Origin of the sequence: Kitasatospora sp. NPDC058406 (genome assembly GCF_042722765.1) — a bacterium.
Classification (GTDB): Bacteria; Actinomycetota; Actinomycetes; order Streptomycetales; family Streptomycetaceae; genus Kitasatospora.
The window spans coordinates 1-25,895 of sequence record NZ_JBHXKE010000130.1; the positions used below are offsets into that span (position 1 = coordinate 1).

Below are 25,895 nucleotides of genomic sequence, written 5' to 3' on the forward strand. Positions count from 1 at the left end.
GGGCTCTCCCGCCCCGCCGGCCGGCTCCGCGCGGGGGGGTGGGGGGGCGCCGCGCCCCCGGGGTGGGGTGGGTCGTCGGGGGGGGGCGGGGCGGGGCGGGGGGACATCCCCCCCCCCCGCCCCGACCGGCCTTCGGCACCGTCCCCGGCCCCCGTCCCCGCCCCCGGACTCGGCCCGAGCCCCCGAGCCCCGCACGGTGCCACGGCCCGGGCAGCGCCCGGACGTTCACCACGGAGTGGCAGTCCCCCCGAACCGCGCCGGCCCCCGCGGTGGACGGCCACCGGACCGCGACAAACGGCAGGGCGCCTGCGGGAAGGTCCCACAGGCGCCCTGCCGTCATGGCGTCGCCGCCGTCACTCCTCGGTGGGTCCGAGGTCGGGGCTCTGCGCGAAGCGGACGGACCGCTCGGAGGGAGCCGCGTGCAGTTCCAACAGCGCGATCTCGTTCAGCCCCGGGCGCAGGACGGGACCGGGCAGGTAGAGCGAGCGCTGCGGGCCCCGGGACCAGTACCGGCCGAGATGGAAGCCGTTGACCCACACGTTGCCCTTGGTCCAGCCGGGCAGGTGCACGAAGGTGTCGGCGGGCACGTCGACCGGGAAGGTCCCGCGGTGGAAGGCGGGGCCGACGACCGGTGTGTTCCCGGTGGTGAAGTCGAGGCCGTCGAGCGATCGCCACGGCAGCGGCAGGCTGGTCCACCCGCCGAGCTCCTCGCCGTTGAGCAGGACCGCGCCGGCCAGGCCCTTCCGGTCGTGCAGGCCCTGGCCGTAGTTGACCCTTCCCTGGTTCTCCACCAGGACGGTCAGGACGGCGCCGTCCCGGGGGACGCCGAAGGCGATGGCGTGCTCGTGGTTCTCGCGCTCCAGGACGCCGACCGGCTGGCCGTCGAGGAAGACCTGCGCGCGGTCGCGGACGTCCCGGAGCTCCAGCACAGCCGGCCCGGCCTGCGGCAGGACGGTCTCGTAGCGGACGAACCCGAAGTCCTGCCCCAGCTGTTCCATCGTGAGCGGGCGTTCGGAGCGCACGGTCGCGCCGGGCGCGGCACTGTGCGAGAGGAGGCCCGCGACATCCGTCAGCGGCACGGTGCGGGGGGCGAGCTTCGGGGCGGGCTCCGGTCCGGGGCCGGCGGGCACGGGGGCGTACTTCGCGATGACGTCGCGGAAGGCGCGGTACTTCTCGGTGGGATCGCCGGCCTCGTCCAGGGGCGCGTCGTAGTCGTAGGAGGTGACGGTCGGCCGGTAGGCCGCCTTGTCGTTGGCCCCGTTGGTGAACCCGAAGCTGGTGCCGCCGTGGAACATGTAGAGGTTGACCGAGGCACCCAGGGACAGCAGTTCGTCCAGTTCCTGTGCGGCGTCCTCGGCCGAGCGGACGACGTGGTGGCCGCCCCAGCGGTCGAACCAACCGATCCAGAACTCCGTGCACATCAGCGGGCCGCTGGGCTGGTGGGCCCGCAGGGCCGCGAGGCCCTCCCGTGAGCGGCTGCCGAAGTTGGCCGTGGCGAGGGTGCCCGGCAGCCCGCCGCGGGCCAGGTCGGCGGGCTGGTCGCAGGTGAACAGCAGGACGTCCACGCCGTGCCGGCGCAGCAGGCCCGCCAGGTGCTCCAGGTGCGAGGTGTCGTCGTCGTACGCTCCGAACTCGTTCTCCACCTGGACGGCCAGAACCGGGCCGCCCCGGGTGGCCAGGCGGTCGAGCACCGGGGGCAGGAGGCGTTCGAAGTAGTCCTCCACGGCAGCGAGGTAGACGGGGTCCTGGCTGCGGAGCCTGATGCCGGGGTGTGCGAGGAGCCAGGACGGCAGGCCGCCGCCCTCCCACTCGGCGCAGATGTACGGGCCCGGGCGCAGCAGGACGTGGAGGCCCTCGGCCGCGGCCAGGTCGAGGAAGCGCGGGAGGTCGAGGCCGCCGTCCAGGTGGAAGGTGTCGGGGGACGGCTGGTGGAGGTTCCAGGGGACGTAGGTCTCCACCGTGTTGAGGCCCATGAGCCGGGCCTTGCGCAGGCGGTCGGCCCACTGGTCCGGGTGGATCCGGAAGTAGTGCAGCCCGCCGGAGATGATGCGGAAGGGCTCGCCGTCGAGGGTGAAGTCGTCTCCGTCGATCTGGAGAACTGGCATGGTACTGCTGCTCCTGAGAGGGGGGTCGGGGCGGGCGCCGGACGTCACGGTGCCGTGACCTTGAAGCCCTGCTGGTTGCCGTACTCGGTGATGCGCTTCTGCCAGGCCGTCAGACCGCCGTTGATGCCGCTGGTGAAGCTCTGGCCGACCGTGTCCTTGAACACCGAGTTGGCGTAGACCTGGAAGGGGAGGTACTGCCAGCCCTTGCCGACCGAGGCGGAGGAGGCGGCGAACACCTGGTTGGCCTGCTGCCCGCCGAGGGCGTCGACGGGCCGGTCGAGGAAGGCCGGGTCCTTGAGGAGCTCGGTGGTGGCGGGGAAGAGGCCGTTCGCGTTGAGGGAGCGGACGGCCTGGGGGTCGGAGTTCAACCAGGTGGCGAAGGCGGCGGCGGCGGCCTTGTTCTTGCTGGTGGTGGGGACGGCGACGGCCGAACCGCCGTTCTCGGCGGTGACGTCGTCACCCGCGTTCCACTGGGGCATCGGCGCCGCCCGCCAGTTCCCGGCGGTGGTGGGGATGGTGGAGGCGATGTTGCCCGGGGCCCAGGCGCCGATGATCCACATGGCGTACCGGCCGCTGTTCATCGACTGCCACCACTCGTTCGTCCAGCCCGGGGCCGTGTCGACGAGCTTGCGGTCGACCAGGGAGGTCCAGAGGTCGGCGACCTTCTTCGCGCCGGGGTCCTGGAGGTCGACGCCGACCCCCGTCTCGCCCTTCTGCTGGAAGGGGCGGCTGCCGGCCTGCCACATCAGGCTGTCGAGGCCGCCGGCGTCGCCGGGGTCGATGGAGGTGATGTACCGGTCCGGGGCGGACTCCTTGATCTTCGCCGCGGCGGTCTCGAACTCGGCCCAGGTCTTGGGCGGTTCGATGTGCAGCTCGTCGAGGAGCTTCTTGTTGTAGAACATCGCCATCGGACCGGTGTCCTGCGGGACGGCGTAGATGCCGCCGTTGACCGTGACCTGCGACCACGCCGAGGAGGTGAACTTGGACTCCAGCGCGGCCGCGCCGTAGTCCTTGAGGTTGACGAGCCGCTTGGACTGGGCGAGTTCGGGCAGGGCGAAGTACTCGACCTGGACCACGTCCGGTCCGCCGCTGCCGGCCTTGACGGCGGTCTGGAGCTTGGTGTACTCCGCCGCGGACTGCCCCGCGTTGACGATCTCGACCTTGATCTTGGGGTACTTCTGCTCGAACAGGGCGACGGTCTTGTCGAGGTTCGGAGCCCAGGTCCAGAAGGTGAGCGTGGTGGGCGTGTCCAGGGCCTTGGCGGGGTCGGCGGACCCCTCGGACGAGGAGCCGCCGTCGGAGCCGCAGGCGGTGAGGGCGAGGACAAGTGCCGCGGCGGGGGCCAGTGCCAGGATTCTGCGGCGCGACGGGCTGTGGGCGGAGGTCATGAGGGGGTCCTTGCTGTGAGGAAGGGGGATGGGGCTTGCGCCGGTCATTCCTTGACGCTTCCGGCGGCGAGTCCGGACTGCCAGAAGCGCTGGAGGAAGAGGAAGGCGACGATGAGCGGCACGATGGCGAGCAGGCTTCCGGTGACCACTAGGGGGTAGAAGTCGGTGGTGGTCGCGCCGCTTCCGGCGGCCCCGGTGGCCACCGCGTTCCACTGGTTGAGGCCGACGGTGAGCGGGAACCACTGGGGGTCGCTGAGCACGATCAGCGGCAGGAAGTAGTTGTTCCAGGTGGCGACCAGGGCGAAGAGCAGCACGGTGACGAAGCCGGGGCCGAGCAGGCGCAGCGAGACGGTGAAGAAGGTCCGCAGCTCCCCCGACCCGTCGATCCGGGCGGCCTCCAGCAGGGAGTCGGGGACGGCCTCGGCGGCGTAGACGCGCATGAGGTAGACCCCGAACGGGCTGACCAGGGAGGGCAGCAGGACCGCCCAGGGGGTGTCGACGAGACCGGCCTTGCTGAACAGGAGGTAGGTCGGGACGGCGAGTGCGGTGCCGGGGATGGCGATGGCGCCGAGGATCATGGCGGCGATCGCGGTCCTGCCGCGGAAGCGGTACTTGGCGAGGCCGTATCCGGCGGCGGTGGAGACGAAGGCCGCTCCGCCCGCTCCGACGACGGCGTAGAGCAGGGTGTTGCCGAACCAGCGCAGGTAGATGCCGTCGTCGTGGGTGAGGACGTTCCCGATGTTGCCGAGCAGCCGGAACCCGTCGCCGAACCAGAGGCCGAAGCTCTCCAGCAGGGAGGCGGTGTCCTTGGTGCTGGCCATGAACAGCCACAGCAGCGGGAGCAGTGCGTACGCCAGCATGGCGGTCATGGCCAGCGTGAGCGCGGTGCTCGGGCGGCGGGCGCGTGCGCGCCGGCCGGAGGTGGTCCTGGCGCTCACTGGCCCTGCCCCTTTCGCATCGACCGGATCTGCACGGCGTAGGCCGCGAGCGCGGTGACGCCGCCCAGGACCACGGCGACGGCGGCCGAGTAGTTGAACTGCTGGCCGTTGAAGGCCAGGTTGTAGGCGTACATGTTGGGCGTGTAGCTGGTGGAGATGACGCCCGGGGAGAGCGACTGCATGACGTTCGGCTCGTTGAACAGCTGGAACGTGCCGATGATGGAGAACACCGTGGCCAGGACCAGGGCCGGCCGCAGTGCCGGGAGCTTGATGCTCCACGCCTTGCGGAACTCCCCGGCGCCGTCCACCTCCGCCGCCTCGTAGAGCTCCTGCGGCACGGTCCGCAGCGCCGCGTAGAGGATCAGCATGTTGTAGCCCACGTACTCCCAGGTCACGATGTTGCCGATGGAGGCGAGCATCCAGGAGGACCCGAGCAGGTCGGGCACGTCCGTGCCGAGCACCTCGCCGATCTGGCCGACGAGTCCGAAGCGGTCGCCGTACAGGTACCCCCACATCAGCGACGCGACGACGGCGGGGACGGCGTAGGGGACGAAGATGCCGATCCGGAAAAGGCCGGTCCAGCGCAGCCTCCCGCTGTCCAGCGCCAGCGCCGCCACGAGTGCGAGCAGCAGCATCACGGGGACCTGGACGACCAGGAACAGCAGGACCCGCCCCAGGCCCGCCCTGACGAGGTCGTCGGTGAGCGCCCGCCGGTAGTTCTCCAGGCCGACGAAGACGGTGCCGCCGACCAGGCGGTCCTGGAAGAGGCTGAGGTACGCGGCGTAGCCCAGCGGGGCGATGATGCCGATCACGAAGACGACGAGGAACGGCGCGAGGAACGCGTAGCCGAACGCTCCGTGCCCCGGCCGTCCGACACGGCGTTCCCGTCGCTGCCGGGGCGCCGGTCCGGGCCTGGGCGTGGGCGGGCGGACCGGATTCGGCCGGGGGGTGGTGGAGGGGGGTGACGTGCTCAAGGGTAGTGCCCTTCGTGGCGAATGTTTGCGCCAACATGACGATGGTGTTGAGTGTTGACCGTTTCCGCGCAGGGCGTCAAGCCACCGAAACACGGCGATGCAGCTTCGTAACCAGCACCGCGCCCGCCCGGGAGTGCCCGCCCCGCCGCACGAACCCGCCGGGGCAGGGGCAACAGGCCACCAAGGGGCGCAGCTCATGAGCTTGCCGGTCGGCCGTCGCCGCTCGGCGGAGCCGGTGCGGATCGGCTCCCGGAGCGACGGCACGAGTGTTACGGACGGACGTCGGCCGGGTGAACCCGCTCGACCCGCCGACACCGCCCCACACGCCCGGGGCCGATCGACGTCCGTTGTTGTTCGTTTGCCCACCGGCCCGTACGCCCCCGGCCCGGACGTACCGCTCGGCGCGGGGCCGACGGCTGCGACAACCCGGCCCCCGCCGGGACCCCGCCCGCACGCGGCCCGCTCCCCGCCCCCTGACCGACCGTGTCCGGCCGTGCCCGGGCGTGTTCATCCGCTGGTCGCGGCCGCTACGATGTTGACGCAGACATCAGGGAAAGGGGCCGGTATGAACACCGCGGCGAAGCCCGGCGCGGCCGCGCGCGCCACTCGGCGCCCGGCATCCCAGGCGGACGTGGCCGCCCTGGCGGGCGTCTCCTCACAGACCGTCTCCCGGGTCGCCAACAACCGGTCCAACGTGGAGCCGGAGACCCGCGAGCGGGTGCTCTCCGCCATGCGCATGCTCGGCTACCAGCGCAACAGTGCGGCCCGGGCCCTGACCCTCGGACGCTTCCACGCGCTCGGCGTGGTGACCTTCGACGTCACCGCCCAGGGCAACGCCCGCACCCTCGCCGCCATCTCCCGCGCCGCCCAGGCCTCCGGCTACTCGGTCAACGTGGTCTGCGTCGAGAACGAGACCGAGGACGCCGTCCAGCGCGCCGTGCGGCAGCTCACCGACCAGGCCGTCGACGGGCTCGCCGTCATCGAGGCCCAGATCCTCGACCGGCCCGGCTTCGACATCTCGTCCGGCGTGCCCATCGTCGTCGCGGACGGCGACCCCGAGCGGCGGTACACCTCCGTCGACACCGACCAGGCGGCCGGCGTCACGGCGGCCGTCCGCCACCTCCTGGACCTCGGGCACCGGACGGTCTGGCACATCGGCGGGCCGCAGAACTCCTACGCCGCGCGCCGGCGCGCGGCCGCCTGGCACGCCGCTCTCAAGACCGCCGGAGCACCCGTGCCGCCGATCGGCTTCGGCGACTGGACGGCCGCGTCCGGCTACGAGATCGGCCGGCGGCTCGCCGCACAGCCGGACGTCACCGCCGTCTTCGCCGCCAACGACCAGCTCGCCCTCGGCCTCCTGCTCGCCCTGCACGAGGCCGGCCGCCGGGTGCCGCACGACGTCAGCGTGGTCGGCTTCGACGACATCCCCGAAGCCGCCTACTTCGTCCCCCCGCTGACCACCGTCCGGCAGAACTTCGAGGAGGTCGGCCGCCAGTGCGTGGCCCGCCTCCTCGACCAGATCGACCCACCGCAGGGCGAGGGGGCCCCGGTCACCGCCGTGGCGGTCCAGCCCGAGCTGATCGTCCGCGCCAGCTCGGCCGCGCCCCCGGCCGGTGGCGCCGGACCCGCCTGATCCGTGCCGAACGGACGTGCCCCCGCCCGTGGTCCGTGGTCCGGCGGGGGCACGTCCGGCCACGACGGTCAGCCGATCCGGAACCGCTGGCCGGCACCCGACCCGCACGGCTCCTGGACCAGCACCGCACCCGGCGAGGACGAACTCGCCTCGACCGCGAGGCACTTGCCGCTGTGCCGTGCCACCAGGGCGGAGAAGCCCCCGCCGGTCGGACGGACCGACCACTCCTGGTTCCACGCCCCGCTGCACCCGTACTGGACCACCCGGGCGCCGTCCGCCGTGGACTCGCCCTCCACGTCCAGGCACTGCCCGCTGTGGCGCACCACCACGGACACCTGGCCGGGGCTGCCGGCCCGCAGCGCCCACTGCTGGGCCGACGATCCGGTGCAGCCGGACTGGACGACGGCGGCGCCGGGCGCCCCCGCAGCACCGGCCACCTCGGCGCACAGCCCGCTGCGCCGGACGGTCACCGGCTCCCACACGTCCGCGGCCGCGCTGCGCACGGACCAGGACTGGTTGCTCCCGGTGGTGGGCGGCCAGACGTTCACCGGCGCGCCGTCCCATCCGGCGGCGTCGCTGACGTCGAGCAGGAGCCCGGTGGCCTTGTTGACGAGGGTGCCGCGCCCGTCACCGGTGGTGGAGCGCATCCACAGCTGCGCCGCCGCGTTGCCGGGTGCGGCGGAGCCGAGGGCGCCCGCGGTGACCGCGAGGGCCCTGCCGGTGGCGGCGTTGGTGATCCGGTAGGTCGCCGTGGTGTCCCAGCCGCCGCCGACCTTGGTGAAGGTCCACCGCTGCCCGGGGTCCGCCGGGTCCGGGGTGCGCTGGACGGGGCCCGCCTGGGCGTCGGGGCCGGCCGCGAGGGCCAGGCCGCTGTTCTCGTTCAGCAGCTGCCGCGCACCGCCGGTCGGTGTGGTCGCCGTCGAGGCGTTCACGCCGACCGCACCGGGGAGGACGAACGTGGTCACCGAGCCCGGGCCGACCGTCGTGGTCACCGTGGCGGCGGCCGTGACGGTCAGGTCCGCCCCCCGCTGCACGTTCCTGGTGCCGTCGGTGGTGTAGCGCTGGACGGCGGTGCCGGAGCCCGGCTTCTGGTAGCCGGCGAGGTCGAGGGTGAGGGCCTGCGCCGTGCCGGTGGTGTTGGTGTGGACGACCACCGTGCCCTCGCCGCCCGGCCGCAGGGCGGCGAGGGTGTCGGCGGAGTTGGTGCCGATGACACGGGCTCCGGGCCGGACGAACTTGGTGTAGTTCGCCATCGCCCAGTACTTCTTGTTCTTGCGGACGGGCTCGACGGCCGGGTCGTCGGGCGTCAGGTCGACCTGGATGAGGCCCCAGTTGGAGTTCTCGTGGGCCGGGGTCATGTTCTCGTAGTCCTCGACGGCCTGCCACAGGACCCACGCCCGGGGTTCGAGCATGGTGAGATCGCCCGTGATGCGGCGGGAGAGGTCGAGGGCGGGTGCCATGTCGGTGAAGTTCTGCGGGCCGCTGCCGCCGAGGTCGACCTCCGACATCCACAGCGGCTTGCCGGCCCCCTTGGCGATGTCCCGGGCCCCGATCCGCCCGTGCGTGCCGTAGGTGTGGACGTTGAGCCGGCCGATCGCCGAACGCGTCGCGGCCGGGTAGGAGTTCCAGTCGTCGCGGAACATGGCCGGGTCGGTCTCGTCCATCGCCGCCACCGGCGTGGTCAGGCCCGCCGACGTCAGCGCACCGCGCATGCTGCCGATCATGCGCGCCTGGGCGGCGTGGTCCCAGTGGGACCCCTCCTGCGGGCCGCCGGCGCGCCAGTACCCCGTACCGGGCTCGTTGACCGGCGACACGGAGTCGAAGGTGACGCCGGTCGAGGCCTGCACCCGCTTGATCGACCCCGCCAGGTAGGCGGCGAAGCGGTCGTACTGGTCGGGCCGGAGGTTGTTGTCCCAGCGGTTGACCGCGCCGGAGACCAGGCCGCTGACGGTCATGAAGTACGGGGCGGAGTTGGAGAACGCCTCGAAGGTGTCGGCGCCGCGGCTCTTCGCGGCGGCGAGCCACCAGCGCTGGTTGGCGTCCGCGGCGGCGTTCCAGTGGTTCGGGTCGTTCGGGTTCCACCAGTCGGCGGGCTCGGCACCGCCGTTCGCGCCGCCCGGCTGCGGGGCGAACTCCGCGGGGCGGTTCCAGTAGCCGGGAACGGCTGCTCCGGCCCGCATGTACGGCACGGTCTCGGGGCTGTCGCCCCCGCCGATGTTGTAGCGGGCGACGGTCAGGCCCAGGCCGTCGGCGCCGAAGAGCTCGTCGGCCAGCTGGTTGCGCCGTTCGTCGGGCCAGCCGCCGGTGACGTTGGCGAACCAGCCCAGCGTGGTGCCCCAGCCCTGGAAGGGCTGCTGCTGGTAGCCGGGGTCGAGCCGGACGGTGAGGTGGGCGGTCGGTTCGGCGGCGGCGGCCGGCTGCGGGGGCGCGAGCAGGCCGGCACCGGCCGCCGCGATCGTGGCGGCGAGACAGGTGCGGGCCGTACGGTGCCGTGTCTTCTTGGTGCGCGGGGCCATCGGTCCTCCAGGTGCGGGGGCAGGCAGACGGACGGCACGCCCCTCGGGTGAGGGAGGGGCGTGCCGGTGGAGGTGGAGTGTGTGCCGGTGGGGCCCCGGCCCGCGTACGGACCGGGCCCCGCACGGGGTCAGACCGTGACGGTCCGACGGCTGAACTGCTGGTTGGCGCCGGTGCCGCAGGTCCACTGTTCGAGGGCGGCGCCGTTGGTGGTGGCCTGGTTGATGACGTCCAGGCACTTGCCGCTGTGCCGGGCGATCAGGCGGACGTGGCCGGAGCCGTCGGCCACCTTCTGGACCTGCCACTGCTGGGACTGGCTCCCGGTGCAGGTGTTCTGCACGACGAGGGCCCCGTCGACGCTCGACGCGCCCTCGACGTCCAGGCACTTGCCGCTGTGCCGGGCCATGACCTGCACGTAGCCGGTGCCCAGGTTCTTGAGGGAGAAGTTCTGGTTGGCACCGTTGCCGCAGGACCACTGGAGGAGCCGGGCGGTCTCGGCGAAGGAGTAGTCGCCGACGTCGACGCACTTGCCGCTCTGCCGGCCTACCAGCTGCTGCCAGGTCGCACGGAGCGGGGTGACCGTACCGGCGGCCGCGTTCACCGTGATCTGCGGCGAGTAGCCCATGGACAGGGTCGTGGCGGTGGGGAAGGCGAGGGGGAGCCACACGTACTGCGAGTCGTTGACCGTGCCGCCCGTGGAGTTGCCCCAGCGGTCGCCCATGTAGAGGTAGCCGGTGCCCTGGCTGCCCTCCACCGGCAGGACGAAGGTGGTCTGGCTGTGGTAGGTGATCCCGTCACCCGCGTCGTTCAGGCCGCTCCAGGACCCGGTGATGCTGGTGGCGGTCGCGTACTTCTGCTGGTTGGGGGCCCAGCCGGTGGCGCCGGAGGTCAGCAGGAAGTAGACACCGTCGCGCTTGAACATCGCCGGGGCCTCGCGGGACTCGCCGTTCCACAGGCTCTGGACCTGGGCGTCGATGCCGGTGTAGTCGGCGGTGAGGCGGTAGACGTGCAGGTCCCGGTTCTCGTTGGCCGCGGAGATCATGTACCCGGTGCCGTCGTCGTCGACGAAGGTGGTGATGTCGCGGGACATCGCCCCCAGCGGGCGGAAGCTGCCCCGCCAGGTGTAGTCGCCGTCGATCGTGGCTGAGACCGCGACGGCCGCGCGGGCCTCGCTGTAGTCGGTGGCGCTGCCCTCCTTGTGCATCCACATCACGAACTGCCCGGTGGCGGCGTTGTACATCACCTTGGGGCGCTCGATGTTCGCGCCGGCGAGCTCCGGGTCGGTCGCCTGGGTGAGCACGTGCCGGCGGAACTCCCACGTCTTCAGGTCCCGCGAGCGGTAGGCGGAGACGTAGCGGAACGAGTTGTCGGCGTTGCGGTTCTCGCCGAACCAGTAGTAGTACTGACCGACCTTGATCACGCCGCCGCCGTGGGCGTGCAGCGGATTGCCTGCGGTGTCCGCGAACTGGGTGCCGTTGACGACCGTCACGGCTGCCGCCTCGGCCTGGCCTGCGCCCTGGACCAGGGAGACGCACAGGGCCAGGACGGCACCGCCGACGGCCGTTCTCAAACGCAGCATTCTTACTCGTCCTTCGTTCGCCGATGCGCCCGCGGACCGCCTGCGGGCACGACGGCACAACCGGCCGGTGGAGCCGACTGCACGCCGGTGTCCGCACCGGTGTCCCCGCCGCCCGTGTCCCGGGCGGGGTGGGGGGAAGCGGTCGCGGGCGCATCATGGGTGGGGGGTGACCCGATCGCCTGCGCCAGCACGTCCGTTGCTGATGTTCGCGCAAACAATCGGGGTGATGGAGAGTTTCGAAGTGCCGTTCGGTTGTGTCAAGGGTTCTGTCCGATTCACCGACGGACGGGCCGAACCGGGCGCGAATGATGCACCAGGGGCATACGTCCGACCACGCATCGTCATATTCGAGCGGACGGCGGCGCCCACCACTCACACCAAAGCGCAGACTCTTCACTCTTTCCGGTGATTGAGTGTTGTTTTATGTTCAATACCGGCGGGGAATGACGACAGCGACCGCACGTACGCACCCCTATCCTGTGAGTCGTGGTGCTTTCATGCGCCGACCGTGGTGGCCGCCGGCAGCGGCGTGGAAAGTCGGAGTGAGATCGTGGAGGACACGGGGCTGCTGGCGCCGCAGCGAAGGGCGCTCATCCTCGACCGCGTACGCCGTGACGGCGCGGTACGCGTGGCGGAGCTCGCCGACCGGTTCGGCGTCTCCGACATGACCGTACGCCGGGACCTCGAAGCCCTCGCCCGCACCGGCGCGATCGAGAAGACCTACGGCGGAGCCGTCGTCAGCACCCTCGTCGAGGAACCCGACTTCGAAGCCAAGTCCCGGCTGGAACCCTCCGCCAAGGAAGCCCTCGCGAGCGCCGCCGCCGCACTCGTCGAACCCGGAAGCGTCGTCGCCGTCGGAGCGGGAACGACCGCCTACGCCGTCGCCCGCCAACTCCTCGACATCCCCGGCCTCACCCTGGTGACCAACTCCCTCCCCGTCGCCGACCTCGTCCGCACCGCCGCGGAGAACGGCAACGGCAACGCGCCCGTCCTGCTGCTCACCGGAGGCACGCCCACCCCGTCGGCCGCACTCGTCGGCCCGCTCGCCGACCAGGCCATCAGGTCCCTGCACATGGACGTGCTGATCATCGGCGCACACGGCGTCTCGGAACGCGCCGGGCTGACCACCCCCAACCTCGCGGAGGCCCAGACCAACCGGACCCTGATCGCCTCGGCCCGCAGGGTGGTCGTCGCCGCCGACCACAGCAAGTGGGACGTCGTCGGCCTCAGCGCCTTCGCCACGCTCCCGGAGATCGACTGCTTCGTCACCGACGCCGAACTCGCCCCCGCCGCACAGGCGGTGCTGAGCGAGACCACCGGGCGGCTCGTCCTCGCCGGGGCCTGACCGGCGGCCTCGGCCCGCCCTGCGGCGTGAGACCTCGTGCCGCCCGCACCGGAGGCGGAACCTGGCGGGCACGGACACACCCCCGCTCCGGACGAGGCACGTCCGGAGCGGGGGTCGGGTGGTGGCCCGGGGCGCGGCCGGTCAGTCGATGGACCAGCGCTGCAGGGTGGAGCCGGTGTCGGGCTGCTGGGTCGCCCTGGCGCCGTTGGCGGCCGAGGCGGCGGTCAGCAGCAGGCCGGTGGCGGCGGAGGCGATGGTGTGCCGGTCGTTGTCGGCCTGGGTGATCTTCCAGCGCTGGCCGGTCTGGCCGTTGCACGCGCGTTGGACGACGGTGGCGCCGGCGCCGCCGGCGGCCTCGGCGCACTTGCCGGAGGACTTGGCGGTCAGGGTGTAGGTGCCGTCGGACTGGGGGGCGACGGTCCAGGTCTGGTTGTTCCCGCGGTTGGGTGCCCACATCAGCAGGTCGGTGCCGTCGGAGGAGGAGCCGCCGTTCTCCAGGGCGACGCCGCCGGTCTCCAGGACGTGGACGCCTTCCACGGTGCGCACCGTACCGGTCCAGGGGATGCCCGGGGCGGCGTGGTAGGCGATGCCGGCGGCGGTCCAGCGCTGGCCGTGCTGGGCCAGGCGCTGACGGAAACCGTCCCAGTCACGGGCCGACTGCGGGGACCAGCCGACCTCGGCGAGGGCGGGGAGGCGGGGGAAGCTCATGTAGTCGGCGTAGTCCCGGGGCTCGGGCCACCTGGTGCTCGGGGTCGGCAGCGAGCCGCTGCCCTCGTAGGCGCGGTCGGCCCACAGGGCGGCCTCGACGCCGGCGATCTTCTTGGCCGGGACGATGGAGCCGGTGCCGTCGAGCTTGCCGGTGACGGTCTCCGGGTCCCACTCGTAGGAGCGCTGCACCGGCACGTATCCGGACCAGCTCAGGCCGTACGGGGTGGAGACGTCGTACTTCATGTCCAGGTAGGCGTGGTCCGAGGGGGACATGACGAACTTGGCGCCCTGGGAGACTCCGTTGCGGACGAAGCGGATGGTCTCGGTCTCCTCCGCGGTGCCGATGCTCTCCCGGTCGTCGTCCTCGCCCCAGTACTGCATGATGCTGCCGGAGGGGATGGCCGACTGGCCGAGCTGGTGCCAGCCCATGACGGTCTTGTGCCGCCCGGTGGTCGCCTCGGTGGCCGCCTTGACGTAGGAGGCGTAGCCCTCCGGGGTGGCCTGCGGGGTCTCGTCGCCGCCGAGGTGGATGTACGGGCCGGGGGTGAGCTTGGCGACCTCCTTGATGACGGTCTTCAGGAAGCGTCGCATGTTGCCCGTGTGCGTCCCGTCCTCCAGACAGTAGAGGCTGATGCCGACGTCGAAGCCGGAGTAGGGCGGCTTCGCCTTGTTGTCGCAGTTCAGTTCGGGCACCGAGGCGAGGGCGGCCATGGTGTGGCCGGGGCCGTCGATCTCGGGCACCACGGTCATGAAGCGGGAGGACGCGTAGGAGACGATCTCCTTGTAGTCCGCCGCGGAGTAGTACCAGCCGGTGCCGCCGGTGAAGCCGCTCTGCGTACTGGCGCCGACCTTGGTGAGGTCCGGGAGGGCGTCGATGGCGATGCGCCAGCCCTGGTCGTCGGTGAGGTGCAGGTGCAGCGTGTTGATCTTGTAGGCGGCGGCCTCGTCGATATAGCGCTTGACCTGGTCCACGGGGAAGAAGCGGCGGGCGACGTCCAGCATCACGCCCCGGTACTCGTACCGCGGCGCGTCGTTGATCTTCGCCGGGGAGACGGTCCACGCCCGGGACTGCTTGGTACGGGACTCGACCGCCGCGGGGAGCAGCTGGCGCAGGGTCTGCACGCCCCGGAACAGGCCCTCGGCGCCGTGCGCCTTGACGACGACGCCGTCCTTGCCGGACGAGATGGTGTACCCCTCGGCCCCGAGCTTCTTGGGGCCGTTGGGATCCAGGACCAGGGCGTTCTTCGGCGCCCGGGTGTCCTTGACGACCTTCAGGTCGTAGCCCGTCGCGGGGGCCAGCAGCTTGGAGAGGTAGGTCCCGACACCCACCGCGTCCGAATCCCTCGACAGGACGGAGATCCGGGTCTGGGCGGTGAGGGCGAACCCCTCGCCCGCCACCGCCTGCTGCGAGACCGGCTGCGGCACCAGGGCGTAGGGAGCGGGGGTGGGCGTGGGGGGCGCCGCGGCAGCCTGGGAGAGCGTGGCCGTGAGCGGGAGGGTGACGGCGGCTGTGGCGAGTGCGACGAGGCGTCGGCCTCGTCGGTGCAACCAGCGCATGGTTGTCTCCTTCTGAGGGGAAGGCACGGGGCCGCACACCAGGTGGGCGGCCGGGAGGGCGCGATGCGCGCCGACGGCGAGGGGATGCGCCGGGCTCGTGCTCCGGGCGTCGGACCGCTGGGGAACGTCCCGGCGAACGACGCCGGCGTGCACCCCCGCCGGGATCCTGCCGCGCTGCGGGTTGCTCGTGCCGTGTGGGCGGAACATGCGGTGCGCAGAGCGGCAGAGCATCGAATGTGCTTGCAGATGCTTAGATTTAGCAATTTGCGAGCAACTTCAACCATGAAGGTGCCAGGGGGTCCGGTCGTCGTCAAGACCTACGACATCGTAGTTTTGTCCGTTCGTGGGCCCCTTTCTTCCGCACCTTCGTTCCGCACCGGCAGACGGTCACCGTGCGCCGCCACCGCGCCACGCACGGGTCGGGAACGCCGCGGGCAGGGCGCGGGGAAGGCCGGGCCGGACGGTGCCGGAGTCACCGGTCCGCGTGTGCGCGCGCCAGGTCCCGGGCCAGGAGGGCCGCTCCCATGCAGCCCGCCGTGGCACCGAACCGGGCGACCCGCAGCTCGGGAACGGCCGGGGCCCCCAGCCGCCCGGTGAGGGCCTCCCGCAGGGCCGTGAGGCGTGCGGCACCCGCGTCGACGAGCTCGCCGGCGATGACCACCCGCTCGGGGGCGTACCGGCCGATCGCCGTGGCCAGCACCTCCGCCAGCGCGTCGGCGGCTTGACCGCAGACGGCCAGGGCTGCGCGCTCCCCGGCACCCGCCCGGTGGTACACCTCCCGGACGCCGACCCCGCGCCGGCCGGTCGCCCGTGCGTAGCGGCGGGTGACGGCGGCGGCCGAGGCCACGGTCTCCAGGCAGCCGCGCGCGCCGCAGTGGCACGGGTCTCCCCCGGGCCGGACCACGGTGTGGCCGAGCTCTCCGGCGGCGTGCGGGACCCGGGAGGCGGCCCGGCCCGCCCGGACGACCGCCGCGGCGATGCCGTCGCCCACCGACACGAACAGGAAGTCCCGGCAGCCCCGGCCGGCTCCCGCGCGCGCCTCGGCGAGGCCGCCCGCGCGCCCGTCGTGCCCGACGGCCACGGGAAGCTCCAGGTGCTCGGCCACCCAGTCCCGGACCGGGACTTCCCGCCACCCCAGTGCGCCGGCGCGCACCGCCCGGCCGGAGGTGTCGTCGACGGTGCCCGGGAGGATGACACCCGCAGCGGTGGGGCGGCAGCGTTCGGCGAGCGTGGCGGCACAGGTCAGGACGGTCTCCAGCACGGCGTCCGGTCCGCGTTCGGGACGCGTGAACCAGCGTTCCCCGTCCCGCAGGACCCCGCCGGGGCCCAGGGCGTAGCCCTTGATGTAGGTGGCGCCCACCTCCAGCGCGATCACGGTCCCCCGGTCCGCGCGTGGGTGGACCGGCGCCGGTTCCCGGTGGCGCGCCGGCGCCGTCGGGGGCCGGAGCTCCGCGTTGACGGCTGTGTCGCTCATGTCGTGCCTCAGTTCGTCGGGGCACCCCGGCGCCCCGGCCGCCGGGAGGCGGACCGCCGCCGGGGGCCGGCCGCGTGACCGGCAGGGGAAAAGGACGGGCCCGCCCCCCTGTGGTCGGGGGACGGGGGGCGGGCAGTCGGGGGGTTGGGCGGTCGGGGGGTTGGGCGGTCGGGCGGTCGGGGGGCGGGCGGTCGGGGGCTACTTGACGGATCCGGCGGTGAGTCCGGAGACGACCTTCCGCTCGATGAGCGCGAAGAGGATGACGACGGGGACGATCGCGATGACCGAGCCGGCGAACAGGAAGTTCCACTGGACGGTGTAGTTGCCGATGAAGCTGTTGATACCCACCGTCAGCGGCTGGTTCTCCGGGATGGTGGAGAGCGTCAGACCCATGACGAACTCGTTCCAGGCGGCGATGAAGGTGAAGATCATCGCGGTGACGACCCCGGGCATCGCCAGTGGCAGGGTGATCCGCAGGAGGGCCCCTCCCCGGCCCAGCCCGTCGATCATGGCGGACTCCTCCAGGGCTTCGGGGATGGAGGCGAAGTAGGCGGTGAGGATCCAGATGGCGAAGGCCAGGTTGAAGGCCGCGTTGCACAGGATCAGGGTCCACACCGAGTTGAGCATGCCCAGTTGGTAGAACTCGCGGTAGAGGCCGACCAGCAGGGACGTGGGCTGGAACATCTGGGTGACGAGCACCAGCAGGAGGAACAGGTTACGGCCGCGGAACTTCACTCGGGCCGTGTAGTACGCGGCGGGGACGGCCACCAGCAGGACGAGCAGGGTGGATCCCGCGGCGACCAGCAGGGTGACGCGGAGGTTGTCCCCGAGGTGCGACTCGCGCCACACGTCGACGAAGTTCGCCCACTTGAACTCGCTCGGCAGGTAGGTGGCGTCGCGCAGTTCGCTCGCCGGCCGCAGCGCGGTGATCACCATCTCCGCGTACGGCAGCAGGAACACGGCCGCCAGCATCCAGGCGACGGCAGCGACCAGCAGCGTGCGCGGGCGCAGCGTACGGGGGGCTCGTGGGGTGCCGGTCCGGCTGCCCCCCGCGGGGAGGCGGGGCGTCGGGGCGGGCCGGGCGGTGTCGGCGGGGGTGATGGTGGGGTGGGCCATCAGCTCTCCTCCTGGTTCCAGCGGCTGGCCTTGAGGAAGACGACGACCATGACCACGACGAGGGCGAAGTTCACGACGGACATCGCCGCGGACTGGCCGATGTCGGAGTTCTTGAGCTGGTACATGAACACGGTGGTGGTGGCGGTGTCACTGTCCGGGCCGCCGTGGGTCATGCTCCAGATGATGGGGAAGGAGTTGAAGACGTTGATGAGGTTGATGACGACCCCGACGAGGAACGCCGGCCTCAGCAGCGGGAGGGTGATGCGCAGATAGGTCTGCCAGGGGTTGGCGCCGTCCACCCTGGCCGCCTCGTAGATCTCGCCGGGGACGGTCTGCAGTCCCGCGAGCAGGGTGTAGGTGGTGAAGGGCAGGGAGACGAAGACGGCCACGAACATCATCCAGGGCCAGGCCGTCGAGGGGTCGCCCAGCCAGTCCTGGGGGCCGTCGATGAGACCCAGGTCGGTCATCAACGTGTTGAGGACGCCCGCGGTCTGGTTGAGCATCCACTTGAAGCCGATGGCCGTCATGACGACCGAGGCGGCCCACGGTGCGATGAGCGCCCAGCGGGTGAGGCGCCGGCCGGGGAACTTCTGGTTGAAGAGCTGGGCCAGCGCCAACGAGACCAGCATGGTGGCGCCGACCACGACCACGGTCCACACCACGGTCGACAGGACGACCGAGGGCAGCGACGGCTCCTCGAACAACTGCTTGTACTTGTCGAACCCGGCCGAGCCCCGGACGAATCCGCTGCTGCTGATCTTCAGGAACGAGGTGCGGACCATCTCGTAGACCGGCCAGAGGACGACCAGGACGATGAGCAGGACGGCCGGTCCGATCCAGGGCAGGGGCCCCAGCCGGGCCAGGCCGCTCCTGCCCTTGCGGCCGGAACCGGAGGTGGATGATGAGGGGGACACGAGGGAGTGCCTGCCTTCCGTGACAGTGCGGTTCGCGGGCTGCCTACTGGTCGGAGACCGTCTCCTGGGCCTTCTTCTGCAGCTCCCCCAGTACCTTGGCCGGGTCGCTCACGGCCGTGCCGCCGCTCTTCTTGATCTCGGCCGAGACGGCGTCCCAGGAGGTGTCGCCCAGCGGGTAGAAGACCGCGTTCGGCAGCAGCGCGAAGAAGGGTTCGAGGTCCTGGTGCTTGCCGTTGCCGGTCATCTCCTGGAGCGTGTCCTCGGTGACCGGCATCAGGTCGTACATCTCGTCGAACTTCAGCGTGTTCTCCTTGGAGTACGCGAAGTCGAGGAACGTGCGGACCTGTTCCTTGTGGCCGTTGTCCTTGAACGCCATCATCCAGTCGGCGACGCCGAGCGTGGACTTCAGCGCCCCCGCCTTGCCGGGGATCGGCGCGACGCCGTAGTCGACCTTGCCCTCCTTGGACATCTGGATCAGGGAGGGGTGGCCGTTGAGCATCGCGGCCTTGCCGGCCGCGAAGTCCGCGAACGCGGTCTTGCGGTCCGTCGTCGCGGGGTTGGCGTAGGTCAGGCCGGGCTCGACGAGGTTCGACTTCAGCCAGGTGAACGACTCGATGTTGGCCTGGCTGTTGAGCGTGTACTTGCCCTGGGCGTCCGTGAGGCCGCCGCCGTTGCCGAGCTCCCAGATCAGCGACTCGCCCTGCGCCTCCTCCGGACCGAGCGGCAGCGCGTAGGGGGTCACGCCCGGCACCTTCGCCTTGATCTTCTCGGCCGCGGCCCGGAGGTCGTCCCAGCTCTTGGGCGCCTCGGTGATGCCCGCCTGGGCGAACACCGCCTTGTTGTAGAAGAACGCCCGGGCCGAGGAGACGAACGGGATGCCGTACTGGACGCCCTTGACCTCGCCGGCCTTGGCGAAGCTGTCGATCAGGTTGGTGCGGGTCTTCTCCGACAGCACCTCGTCCGCCCGGTACAGCAGGTCGTCGGCGACCTTGTCCGCGTAGCCGCCGGTCTGGAGGACGTCCGGAACGTTGCCGCTCTGGATCATCGTCTTGACCTGCGAGTCGATGTCGTTCCAGTTGATCACCTGGACGTCGACCTTGATCTTCGGGTTGGCGGCGGTGAACCGCTGCGCCACGTCCTTCCAGTAGGCCGCCGAGCTGTTCGAGGCCTTGTCGCCGTAGTCGGCGGCCACCAGCTTCAGGGTGACGTCCTCGCCCTGCGACGCGCCGCCGCCGCCGCTGCCGCAGGCCGTGAGGGTGAGCGCGCCGACGGCGCAGGCACAGGCCGCCGCGAAAGACCGCTTGTTCATCGTCAGTACCGCCTTGTCTCCTGGCCGGTCACAACGACGCGGCCCAGTGGGGGTCTGGGAACTGCTGCAGATTCCGGAGCGTGCGCACAACTGGACGTTTCGTCCGCGTTTCGCTCATAAACGAGCATCTGCTGTGGGCAAAGTAAACACGAGGAGGGGGCCGGGAACCAGGCCTGTTACGCAAAAGATGCCAACCGGACAGCTGCCGGACCCACGGGGCCGGGGAGTTGAGCAGGTCGGCGCCCTGGTCGCGGCTGCGAGGCACGGGCGGGCACGGGCGGAACCGTGCGGGCCCTCCGGTCGCGGCCCGTGGTCGACCACGGGCGCCCGCGGGTACCGCGGCCGTTCCGCTCGACGGTGCCACTTTCCCTCGCGGGAGGGAAGGGGGACGGACGGCTCGGACGCCGGAGGGTTCTGCCACGGCGTTCGCGGGTCCCCGCCGCACGGGCGCCGACGGTGCGGTCCCCGAGCACGGTCCCCGAGCGCGGATGCCGAGCCGTGCGGCCCGGCCTCGGGCGCCCGGCGGAGCGGGAGCGAGCCGTGGGCGCCCCCGGAAAGGGCGGCGCCGCCGGAGGGCGGGCGAGCCCTTCCGGCGGCGCGGGGTGTGGTGCGGGAGCGTCAGACGCCGATGACCTCGACACCCGCCTCGACGAACCGCGCCGCCATGTCGGGATCGAGGTCGGAGTCGGTGACGAGCACGTCGATCCGGTCCAGGCCGCAGATCCGGGCGAAGGCCCGTCTGCCCATCTTGGACGAGTCCGTCGCGAGGATCACCTTCCGGGCGCGCTCCGCGAAGAGGCGACTGATGCCGGCCTCGTCCTCGTGGTGCGTCATCACGCCGAGCCGCGGGTCCACACCGTCCACCCCCAGCACGGCGACGTCGAGCACCACCTGGTTCAGCACGCCCTCGGTCAGCGGGCCGACCAGTTCATAGGTCTGGGGGCGCGCCACACCGCCCGTCACCACGAGCTTGAACTGCGGGCGGACCGCCAGTTCGCCGGCGATGTTCAGGGAGTTGGTGACGACCGTGTACATCGGTCCCGAGGTGCTCTCCGGCCGTTCCGCGGGCCCCCCGCCCGCCCGGAGCACCAGCGCCCGGGCCACCTCGGTGGTGGTGGTGCCGCCGTTGAGGCCGACCACGTCCCCCTCGCCCAGGAGGTCCGCCACGGCGATCGCTATGCGCTGCTTCTCGGAGACCCGCCGCGAGGACTTGTAGCGCATCGGGAGCTCGTAGGAGACCCCGTGCGCGATCGCCCCTCCGCGCGTGCGGACGAGCAGCCGCTGCTCGGCCAGTTCGTCGAGGTCGCGCCGGATGGTCGCCGGTGACACCGCGACCGAGACGGCCGCCTCCTCGACGTCCAGCTTGCCGTCGACCGCCAGCAGTTCGAGCAGCCTGCTCCACCGCTCCTGCTTGGACATGCGCAGTATCCCCTCTTCGCCGTGGAACTCCGGACCGCGCGCCGAGGGGACGGGGTCCGCCTGGGCGGCCGACCGGCCGCCCCCCGGGAAGTATGCGCGGAGTTGATCGTAGCTCCGCAGCATCGCGCACCGCGTGCCGTGGACGGTTTGCGCATGCCACACAACGTTTCGACCGCCGAACCCTGGACGCAGCAGGCTCTCGTCTGGATACTTCGCTCATACATCTTGAACGAATCCGCATACTCCGTGCGCTTATCGCGCATGTTCGATCATCAGGGCGGTTCGACATCCATGAGCAGCAACAGTTCCCCGGCCCCGGCCGAAGGCTTCCCCCCGTCCGGCACCCGGCGTGAGGACGCCGACCCGGGGTACCGGCCCCCGTCCCCCGTTCCCCTGTGGGCGGCCGAACACCTCCCGGCCGCACACCTCCCGGCTGCGGCGCCCCCGGCCACGATGTCCGCAGCCACGGCGCCCGCAGCCACCGGCGAGGAGGACCTGCCGGGGGACTCCCCCTCACCCCCGGCAGGTCCCGCGGCCGGCGGTCCCCGCGCCCAGGGATGCGTGATCGCGCTCGACGTCGGCGGCACCGGCATGAAGGGGGCGGTGCTCGACCACGGCATGCGACCGGTGGACACCGTGTACCGTCCCACGCCCCGCGCCGACGGGCCTGCCGCCGTCCTCGACGCCATCGCCGACACCCTGCTCGCCCTGGACCGCACGGCCACCGGGCGCGGACTGCTCGTGCACCACGCGGGCGTGGTGGTCCCGGGCATCGTCGACGACGGCCTCCGGCGAGCCGTCTGGTCGGCGAACCTCGGCTGGCGCGACCTCCCCCTCGCCGCGCTCCTGGAGGAACGCACCGGCCTGCACGTCACGTTGGGCCACGACGTCCGCGCAGGCGGCGTGGCCGAATGCACCCTGGGGGCCGCCCGGGGGGCGCAGAACGTGCTCTTCGTCGCCATCGGCACCGGCATCGCCGCCGCGCTCGTCTGCGACGGCAGGCCGGTCCGGGCCGGCGGATACGCCGGCGAGATCGGCCACATCGCCGTCGGGTCCGGGACGGAAGCGTGCGCGTGCGGCCGCACCGGCTGTCTGGAGACCGTGGCGTCCGCCGCCGCCGTCGCGTCCGCCTACACCGCGCGCACCGGACGGGCCGTCGCCGGCGCTGCTGACGTCGCGGCCCTGACCGCGCAGGGCGACCCCGTGGCGCAGGAGGTCTGGAACCGCGCGGCGACGGGGCTGGCGGAGGCGCTGGCGACCGTCACCACCCTGCTCGCACCGGAGCTGATCGTCCTCGGCGGCGGTCTCGCCGAGGCCGGCCCGCTCCTGCTCGACCCCGTACGCGCCGGGTTGGAGGAACGCCTCACCTTCCAACGCCGCCCCCTGCTCGTCCGGGCCGAACTGGGGGACCGGGCCGCATGCCTCGGCGCGGGCCTCGCCGCCTGGCAGGCGGCCGGGCACACCGCGACCGCCCGTGGGACAGGAGCACCCGCCCGATGATCCTCACCGTCACCCTCAACGCCGCGCTCGACGCCACCTGGAGCGTCGACAGCCTGCGGCCCCGTACGTCCCACCGCGTCGACACCGCGCAGGAACGCGCGGGCGGCAAGGGGATCAACGTGGCCCGCGTCCTCGTCGCCCTCGGGCGCGACCCGGTGGCGACCGGCCTGGTGGGCGGAGCCACCGGCCGCCGGATCCGCGACGGACTGCGCGACGCCCGCATCCGGAACGCGTTCCTGGAGGTGATCGGCGAGTCCCGCCGGACCCTCGCCGTCGTCTCGCGCGACGACGGCGACGCCACCGTCTTCAACGGGCGCGGACCGTTCGTGACCGCGCCCGAATGGCACCTCTTCCGCCAGCACTTCGCCGCACTGGCCGCGGGCGCGCGCGTGGTCGTCCTCAGCGGCAGCACCCCGCCGGGCGTCCCGGCGGACGCCTACGCACAGCTCATCCGCACCGCTTCGGCGGCCGGCGCGCACACGGTGCTCGACACCAGCGGCCCCGCCCTCCTCCAGGCCCTGGCGGCCCGCCCCGACGTGATCAAACCCAACACCGAGGAGATCACCGCGGCGACGGGCTGCGAGGACCTCCCACGCGCCGCCGCCGCACTGCGCACCCTGGGAGCCCGCACCGTCGTCGCGTCCGCCGGCGCCGACGGCCTGCACGCCGTCACACCCGAGGGCACCTGGCGGGCAGCGCCTCCCGAACAGCTCTCCGGCAATCCGACGGGCGCCGGCGACGCCTGCGTGGCCGCGATCGCCGCCGGGCTGGAGGCCGGCTCCGCCTGGCCGGACATCCTCCGCACCGCGGTGGCCCTGTCGGCCGCCGCCGTCCCCTGCCCGGTCGCCGGCGAGGTCGACGCCACCGTCTACCACCGGCTCCTCACCAGGGTCTCCGTCGAGAAGGTCCCGCCCGCCCCGGCCGACGCCGGCCCCGAATGACGCGCCCGCCCGCGATGCCTCGTCACCACCCGGGCCCAGGCGCCTCACGTCACACTCATTGCTCGATAGTGCTTGATTGAGCAAGATTATGAGCAACTCTTGACATTGTGAGTGTTCGTGAAACAGCATGCTGAACAACCGGACGCCTTCTCCGACCCACTCCGAGCGCAAGGAATCCCCGTGACCACCATCGGAACCTCCCGTACCTCGATCGAGATCGCCTCGCAGCCCGAGACCTGGGCGCGTGCGGTCCGGTCCGTCGGCTCGCACGCCGACGTACTGCCCCGCCGCGGCGAGCGCGTCGCCGTGGTCGGTTGCGGCACCTCCTGGTTCATGGCCCACGCCTACGCACAGTTGCGCGAAAGCGGCGGCCACGGCGAGACCGACGCCTTCGCGGCCTCCGAGTTCCCGCTCGGCCGCGACTATGACCGGGTCGTGGCCCTCACCCGCTCCGGCACCACCACCGAGGTCATCGACCTGCTGGCGAAGATCAAGGGCTCCGTCGCGACCACCGCCCTCACCGCCGACCCGGCCACACCCGTCATGACGGTCGCCGACCACGCCGTCGTGCTCGACTTCGCCGACGAGGAGTCGGTCGTCCAGACCCGCTTCGCCACCACCGCGCTGGTCCTGCTCCGCGCACACCTGGAGGCCGAAGGCGCCCTGCCGGCCGGGGTGCGTCCGCTCGCCCAGGCCGTCGGGGACGCCCGGCGCGCCCTCGACACCCCGCTCGGCCCCGACGTGAGCGGCGCCGAGCAGTTCACCTTCCTCGGGACGGGATGGACGTACGGGCTCGCGCTCGAAGCCGGCCTGAAGATGCGCGAGGCCGCCGGGGCCTGGACCGAGGCCTACCCCGCCATGGAGTACCGCCACGGACCCATCAGCATCACCGGCCCCGGCCGCGTCACCTGGCTGTTCGGCCCCGCCCCCGAGGGCCTCGCCGACGACGTCGCCCGGGTCGGCGGCCACTTCCACTGCGCCTCGGCCGACGCGCCCGGCGCCCTCGACCCGCTCGCCGACCTGATCGTCGCCCAGCGGCTGGCCGTACGCCTCGCCGCCGGCCGCGGCTACGACCCCGACCGCCCCCGCAACCTGACCCGCTCCGTGATCCTCGGCCCCACCGCCGCGTGAGAGCCCGGCCGTCCCGCCCCGCCCCGCGCCGAGCCGGGGCGCCCCGGCGGGTGACCGGTCCGCCCGGCCCGCGACAGCGGTCCCGGCGTCCCCGCCCGGTGCTCCGCCACCGCCTTCGTGGAGAACCCTCATGCCTCTGACACCCACCGCCGACATCGTCGGTCCCGCCCACGCCGGCGCCTACGGCGTCGGGGCGTTCAACGTCGTCCAGATCGAACACGCCGAGGCCATCGTCACCGGAGCCGAGCAGGCCAGCCTGCCCGTCATCCTCCAGATCAGCGAGAACACCGCCCGCTACCACGGCTCGCTCACCCCGATCGCACTGGCCTCCCTCGCCCTCGCCCGGGCGGCCTCCGTACCGGTGGCGGTCCACCTCGACCACGCCGAGTCCACCGAACTCGTCCACGAGGCCGTCGAACTCGGCTTCACCTCGGTGATGTTCGACGCGTCCAAGCTCCCCTACGACGCCAACGTCGCCGCCACCCGGGAGGTCACCGAGTACTGCCACCGGGCCGGCGTCTGGGTCGAGGCCGAACTGGGCGAGATCGGCGGAAAGGACGGCGCACACGCCCCCGGCGTCCGCACCGACCCCGGCGAGGCGTGCGCGTTCGCCGCGGCGACCGCCGTCGACGCGCTGGCCGTCGCCGTGGGCAGCTCCCACGCGATGCTCACCCGCGACGCCGCCCTGGACCTCGACCTCATAGCCCGTCTACGCTCCGCACTGGACGTGCCCCTGGTCCTCCACGGCTCCTCGGGCGTCGACGACGCCGACCTCGCCAAGGCCGTCGCGGCCGGCATGGCGAAGGTCAACATCTCCACCCATCTCAACAAGCTCTTCACCCGCACGGTGTGCGACCGTCTGCGGGCGACGCCCGACGCCGCCGATCCGCGCACCTACCTCGGGCCCGCCCGGGACACGGTGGCAGCCGAGGTGACCCGCCTGCTGGGCGTCCTCGCCGCCCGCTGACCACGGTGGGGCGCCGGCGGCCGGAGGCGCCCCACCGGTCGGTCTCCTCGCGGGAACGTCCTCCGAGAATCCCCTCCGGGTACGCCGGGCTCCCGCTCGTCTCCTGCGGGGCGGACATCGCCCAGGACACGAGCGGGACCCCGAGCCGTCGTGGCTGCGGGTGGACATCGAACAGACCTGCACACGGGTACGGCCCGTCCCCCAGAGAGGTAGTGACCGCGTGACAGCGGACCGATCCGCACTGACCCGTGCCCGCCTCGTCCTGCCCGGCGGGGTGGTCGACCACGGCCGTCTCGCCGTCGAGGGCACCCGGATCGCCGGTCTCGGCGGCGCCACCACGGCCGGTGACCTCGACCTGACCGGGTACACCGTCGTCCCCGGCT

The 25,895-nt window shown here is 72.3% G+C and carries 18 protein-coding genes; 6 read left to right on the forward strand and 12 right to left on the reverse strand.

Annotated elements, in window-relative coordinates:
- Positions 1–353 precede the first annotated feature (353 nt).
- Genes ACFWOG_RS24165 through ACFWOG_RS24180 form a run of 4 tightly spaced genes read right to left on the reverse strand, consistent with a single transcriptional unit; the run spans position 354 to position 5,405 of the window.
- Entirely contained in the window at positions 354–2,105 is a 1,752-nt protein-coding gene (locus tag ACFWOG_RS24165) for a beta-galactosidase family protein (RefSeq protein WP_380360916.1), read from the reverse strand.
- A 44-nt stretch (positions 2,106–2,149) separates the two neighbouring features.
- A complete protein-coding gene (locus ACFWOG_RS24170) occupies positions 2,150–3,493 on the reverse strand; it encodes an ABC transporter substrate-binding protein (RefSeq protein WP_380360918.1) in 1,344 nt (447 codons plus the stop codon).
- A gap of 44 nt (positions 3,494–3,537) precedes the next feature.
- On the reverse strand, positions 3,538–4,431 hold the full coding sequence (locus ACFWOG_RS24175) for a carbohydrate ABC transporter permease (RefSeq protein ID WP_329874737.1): 894 nt from the start codon (positions 4,429–4,431) through the stop codon (positions 3,538–3,540).
- Positions 4,428–5,405 (reverse strand): carbohydrate ABC transporter permease, encoded by a 978-nt coding sequence (locus tag ACFWOG_RS24180; RefSeq protein WP_380360921.1) that lies wholly within the window; start codon positions 5,403–5,405, stop codon positions 4,428–4,430. Before ACFWOG_RS24180 ends, ACFWOG_RS24175 begins: the two co-directional genes overlap by 4 nt.
- 565 nt (positions 5,406–5,970) lie before the next feature.
- On the opposite strand from ACFWOG_RS24180, the gene ACFWOG_RS24185 reads away from it, so the two are divergent.
- Positions 5,971–7,038: a LacI family DNA-binding transcriptional regulator gene (locus tag ACFWOG_RS24185; RefSeq protein ID WP_355408782.1), complete on the forward strand. Its 1,068-nt coding sequence runs from the start codon at positions 5,971–5,973 to the stop codon at positions 7,036–7,038.
- Positions 7,039–7,106: 68 nt separating this feature from the next.
- Here ACFWOG_RS24185 and ACFWOG_RS24190 read toward each other — a convergent pair whose 3' ends face one another.
- Both ACFWOG_RS24190 and ACFWOG_RS24195 read right to left on the reverse strand, forming a co-directional pair.
- Positions 7,107–9,554: an RICIN domain-containing protein gene (locus tag ACFWOG_RS24190; protein WP_380360923.1), complete on the reverse strand. Its 2,448-nt coding sequence runs from the start codon at positions 9,552–9,554 to the stop codon at positions 7,107–7,109.
- A 128-nt stretch (positions 9,555–9,682) separates the two neighbouring features.
- Positions 9,683–11,131, reverse strand: coding sequence for an RICIN domain-containing protein (locus ACFWOG_RS24195; RefSeq protein ID WP_380360925.1), 1,449 nt, complete (start codon positions 11,129–11,131; stop codon positions 9,683–9,685).
- A 547-nt stretch (positions 11,132–11,678) separates the two neighbouring features.
- Here ACFWOG_RS24195 and ACFWOG_RS24200 point away from each other — a divergent pair.
- Positions 11,679–12,476: a DeoR/GlpR family DNA-binding transcription regulator gene (locus ACFWOG_RS24200; RefSeq protein ID WP_380360943.1), complete on the forward strand. Its 798-nt coding sequence runs from the start codon at positions 11,679–11,681 to the stop codon at positions 12,474–12,476.
- Positions 12,477–12,617: 141 nt separating this feature from the next.
- On the opposite strand, the gene ACFWOG_RS24205 is transcribed toward ACFWOG_RS24200, so the two are convergent.
- From ACFWOG_RS24205 to ACFWOG_RS24230, 6 genes are all read right to left on the reverse strand, one after another.
- On the reverse strand, positions 12,618–14,741 hold the full coding sequence (locus tag ACFWOG_RS24205) for a family 20 glycosylhydrolase (protein WP_380360927.1): 2,124 nt from the start codon (positions 14,739–14,741) through the stop codon (positions 12,618–12,620).
- Positions 14,742–15,213: 472 nt separating this feature from the next.
- Positions 15,214–16,215, reverse strand: coding sequence for an ROK family protein (locus tag ACFWOG_RS24210; protein ID WP_380360929.1), 1,002 nt, complete (start codon positions 16,213–16,215; stop codon positions 15,214–15,216).
- 198 nt (positions 16,216–16,413) lie between these two features.
- The gene (locus tag ACFWOG_RS24215) at positions 16,414–17,331 is read right to left on the reverse strand and encodes a carbohydrate ABC transporter permease (RefSeq protein ID WP_380360931.1); all 918 of its coding nucleotides are present in this window, start codon (positions 17,329–17,331) and stop codon (positions 16,414–16,416) included.
- Positions 17,331–18,245, reverse strand: a complete 915-nt coding sequence (locus tag ACFWOG_RS24220) for a sugar ABC transporter permease (protein ID WP_355408615.1) — start codon at positions 18,243–18,245, stop codon at positions 17,331–17,333. The genes ACFWOG_RS24215 and ACFWOG_RS24220 overlap by 1 nt, the downstream gene beginning before the upstream one ends.
- A 43-nt stretch (positions 18,246–18,288) precedes the next feature.
- On the reverse strand, positions 18,289–19,554 hold the full coding sequence (locus ACFWOG_RS24225) for an extracellular solute-binding protein (protein WP_380360933.1): 1,266 nt from the start codon (positions 19,552–19,554) through the stop codon (positions 18,289–18,291).
- Positions 19,555–20,172: 618 nt separating this feature from the next.
- Positions 20,173–20,973, reverse strand: coding sequence for a DeoR/GlpR family DNA-binding transcription regulator (locus tag ACFWOG_RS24230; protein ID WP_355408611.1), 801 nt, complete (start codon positions 20,971–20,973; stop codon positions 20,173–20,175).
- A gap of 291 nt (positions 20,974–21,264) precedes the next feature.
- Between ACFWOG_RS24230 and ACFWOG_RS24235 the strand changes: the two genes are divergently transcribed.
- The 4 genes from ACFWOG_RS24235 to ACFWOG_RS24250 all read left to right on the forward strand — a co-directional run bounded on the left by ACFWOG_RS24235 (position 21,265) and on the right by ACFWOG_RS24250 (position 25,512).
- The gene (locus tag ACFWOG_RS24235; RefSeq protein WP_380360935.1) at positions 21,265–22,473 is read left to right on the forward strand and encodes an ROK family protein; all 1,209 of its coding nucleotides are present in this window, start codon (positions 21,265–21,267) and stop codon (positions 22,471–22,473) included.
- Positions 22,470–23,414: a 1-phosphofructokinase family hexose kinase gene (locus tag ACFWOG_RS24240; protein WP_380360937.1), complete on the forward strand. Its 945-nt coding sequence runs from the start codon at positions 22,470–22,472 to the stop codon at positions 23,412–23,414. The genes ACFWOG_RS24235 and ACFWOG_RS24240 overlap by 4 nt, the downstream gene beginning before the upstream one ends.
- A gap of 180 nt (positions 23,415–23,594) precedes the next feature.
- Entirely contained in the window at positions 23,595–24,545 is a 951-nt protein-coding gene (locus tag ACFWOG_RS24245) for an SIS domain-containing protein (protein ID WP_380360939.1), read from the forward strand.
- A 130-nt stretch (positions 24,546–24,675) separates the two neighbouring features.
- On the forward strand, positions 24,676–25,512 hold the full coding sequence (locus ACFWOG_RS24250) for a ketose-bisphosphate aldolase (RefSeq protein ID WP_380360941.1): 837 nt from the start codon (positions 24,676–24,678) through the stop codon (positions 25,510–25,512).
- The last annotated feature ends 383 nt before the right edge of the window (positions 25,513–25,895 follow it).